This window comes from Patescibacteria group bacterium, from assembly GCA_026415775.1.
Taxonomy (GTDB): Bacteria; Patescibacteriota; Minisyncoccia; order UBA6257; family JAAZHW01; genus SKW32.
In genome coordinates this window covers 1-511 of the sequence record JAOAGL010000026.1, presented here as the reverse complement: position 1 = coordinate 511, position 511 = coordinate 1, and the positions used below count along the sequence as shown (strand labels likewise).

General features: G+C 43.1%; 1 rRNA gene. It reads right to left on the bottom strand.

From position 1 onward, the window contains the following. A 23S ribosomal RNA gene (locus tag N2692_03200) occupies positions 1 to 205 on the bottom strand; the annotation flags it as partial. Positions 206 to 511: the final 306 nt, after the last annotated feature.

Here is a 511-nt window from a genome sequence, read left to right as displayed (position 1 = left end):
AGATGTTTCAGTTCCCCACGTCTCCCTCCATACTACTATGTATTCATAGTATGGTACCTGAGAATTTACCTCAGGTGGGTTCCCCCATTCGGAAATCCACGGATCAAAGGCTATTTGCGCCTCACCGTGGCTTATCGCAGCTTATCACGTCCTTCTTCGGCTCCTGGTGCCAAGGCATTCACCCTATGCTCTTAATAGCTTGACCTTTTGTGTAGAGTCGTGATATGCTTCGTACTACAGTGTCAGGCTTTGTGTCCTCCGGCGCTCATTTATCTTGTATAAACTCCGCTCCTCGGCACTCACCTTCCTTGTATTACTCGCATCTGACGCCCCTACCTTAGATTACGATCTCTTTTAGATAGTATATCTTTTTTGGTTCTCTTTGGTCATTTCTGACCTGGATTTAAAGTGATTGTCTTTTAACCATCAATTATGATATCCTAAGAGTCACGTGTACCAGTTTTAGTACATGTTACCCTTTTTTACTGTATTGTTACATACAATGTCTTCT